The 1,931-nt window shown below is 51.0% G+C and carries 2 protein-coding genes; one reads left to right on the top strand and one right to left on the bottom strand.

The window, feature by feature from the left end; translation table 11 throughout:
- The first annotated feature begins 249 nt into the window (after positions 1–249).
- Positions 250–564, top strand: a complete 315-nt coding sequence (locus WBM60_RS12940) for a hypothetical protein (protein WP_424283169.1) — start codon at positions 250–252, stop codon at positions 562–564.
- Between the two features lie 279 nt (positions 565–843).
- Here WBM60_RS12940 and WBM60_RS12935 read toward each other — a convergent pair whose 3' ends face one another.
- The gene (locus tag WBM60_RS12935; protein WP_424283167.1) at positions 844–1,212 is read right to left on the bottom strand and encodes a hypothetical protein; all 369 of its coding nucleotides are present in this window, start codon (positions 1,210–1,212) and stop codon (positions 844–846) included.
- Positions 1,213–1,931: the final 719 nt, after the last annotated feature.

Genomic DNA, 1,931 nt, shown 5'->3' with positions numbered 1-1,931 from the left:
GTTGAAAAACTCGGTTTTGCGAGCGGCGCGAAAACTCACGAAGAGTTTTGTTCAATCCTGCGCGCGATCGCGAGTAATGGTTAGCGGCTCTGAGCTGCGCCAGGAGGGATTTTCATAGTGATTGCATTACCTCCTCGTATCTACGATACGAGTCTGACGGTAGAACGCAAATGAAAAACTGAAGATTCTGAAAGCAGAGTTTTTCAACAGAATAGACCCAAAGGAGCCGCTCGGAAATATTCTCGTGCGATGCTGAAAGTGCCATTGAAATTGCCTGAAGACATTGTCGATTACGTATCGAGAAACTACGCAGAGGAAGAAATTCCTATCGTCATGGCTGCCCTTGGGAACGCCAAACTGCACGATGGTCGTGACCCGGATTTCAGGATGCTTCGCTGCGCACTAGTCGGATCCAACAATTCTATTGAGGGCATTGAGAACCTCGTATCTCTCCTCGCTGTCGACTATCGCGATGTAATCGTCGCGGGTGAGTATGCCGACAAGGACGGGGAGCTGGTCCAGGTTCGCGATCTTTCGCTTCCAATTTCGAGCGACGGCCAATGATTATTCAGCGGCCGCTCCTGGCCGATTGCGGTAGTTCTCGATCTGCCTAAAGCAGACACTCGAGTGGCAGGTCTCGGGAAAAGCAGCCGCTCGATCTCAGTGCGAACAAAGGGTCAATACTTGTCGCTCGCCTTACTTACTTCATGGCGAGCCTACAAACTCTTGCTGAATTCTCGACCGCCACCTAATCTTATTGTCTATGACTCGAGTCAGTCAGGTTCGCGTGCAAGAACCAAGCATCTCGAACAAAAGAGGCTTCTCTTATCCTCGCAGACCCGATCAATTTTCTTCGTCGGTATCGATCTTGTAGCAACTACGCACGCCACCTCGCGACGTCGGCACCCCAAGTACGACGCCACCCTCGGGCACTTGGTGCGGGCTTGGAAAAAAATATTCTCCCCAGACTTCCGGTTTCAAGACATCATGGATCAGGGCCTCAAGCTCCGACATGTTGATGATGAGTACAGGGTTTTCCTCTCCTAGCAGTCGCGGCCTACCTGTTCGTGCGTCCTCGATTACGTCGCTCCATGACTCCGATTCGGTATCGATACTGCCGCTCAAGTCTTTGGCCCTTGCCATAGCTAACCGTTTCAGGCGTCCCTGATTCAGCTGTAATTTCTGGCTCGCCATCTCGTTGTCCTCGTACATACTTCGGAAATCGTACCATGCTGGCAGATGCTATTGCGCTGTTGATTTGCGCGCGGGATTGACCCTACTCTTGCAACCTGGAAATTCCGCGATCCGCTCAAGACTAAAAGTAAGTTATCCAGAGATCTACGAAACAGCGGATGGGTCAGATATCAATGCAAAGAATCACCTTTGGCTCAATTTTCGGTGCAAATCAACAACAGGGACGGGCGGATGTCAACCTGAGCCCGGTTCAGGTGACGTAGAGTATCGGCAATTCACTTCTAGTGAATCACTGATTATGTTTCTGCCCCAAGCTGGAAGATTAAGAGAAACCTCGTTCGCTCCCCAAGGGCGAATTCCTGAACCAAGATAGCCCTAAGCCGAGTGTACTCATTGCCAAGTTAGGTGCGTCCGGCCGGGTGTCTGCGCTACTGATGATCTGCACAGGTCCTATTCCGGCAAGCTTTTGATTGAAAAGTCCGATTGCGGCAAGAATCACGAAACTCACAACTGTGAGAATCCACGAAATACACTCCGATTTCGGCAGAGTTCAACGAAAATATGCGGCAGACATATGGTTGAACCGGCAGGGGTCTTTTCGTATCTGCAGCCTGCAGCGGTGTCGAATTGATGTCGACTACCCCTATCGGCATAATCCGCAGCTGTTTCGAAGCCGCTGCTTCTACCCAACCCGTCGAGAGTACCCCGAATGCAAACAACCTCGCTTACCTCTATTC

The sequence above is a fragment of the Eudoraea sp. genome (genome assembly GCF_049669105.1).
Taxonomy (GTDB): domain Bacteria; phylum Bacteroidota; class Bacteroidia; order Flavobacteriales; family Flavobacteriaceae; genus Eudoraea.
This window is presented reverse-complemented; position numbering and strand designations above follow the sequence as displayed.

What these genes read in the sequence shown, in the direction of transcription:
- WBM60_RS12935 (WP_424283167.1), bottom strand. Translation starts at nt 1,212, where the DNA reads ATGTACGAGGACAACGAGATGGCGAGCCAGAAATTACAGCTGAATCAG.
- WBM60_RS12940 (WP_424283169.1), top strand. Translation starts at nt 250, where the DNA reads ATGCTGAAAGTGCCATTGAAATTGCCTGAAGACATTGTCGATTACGTA.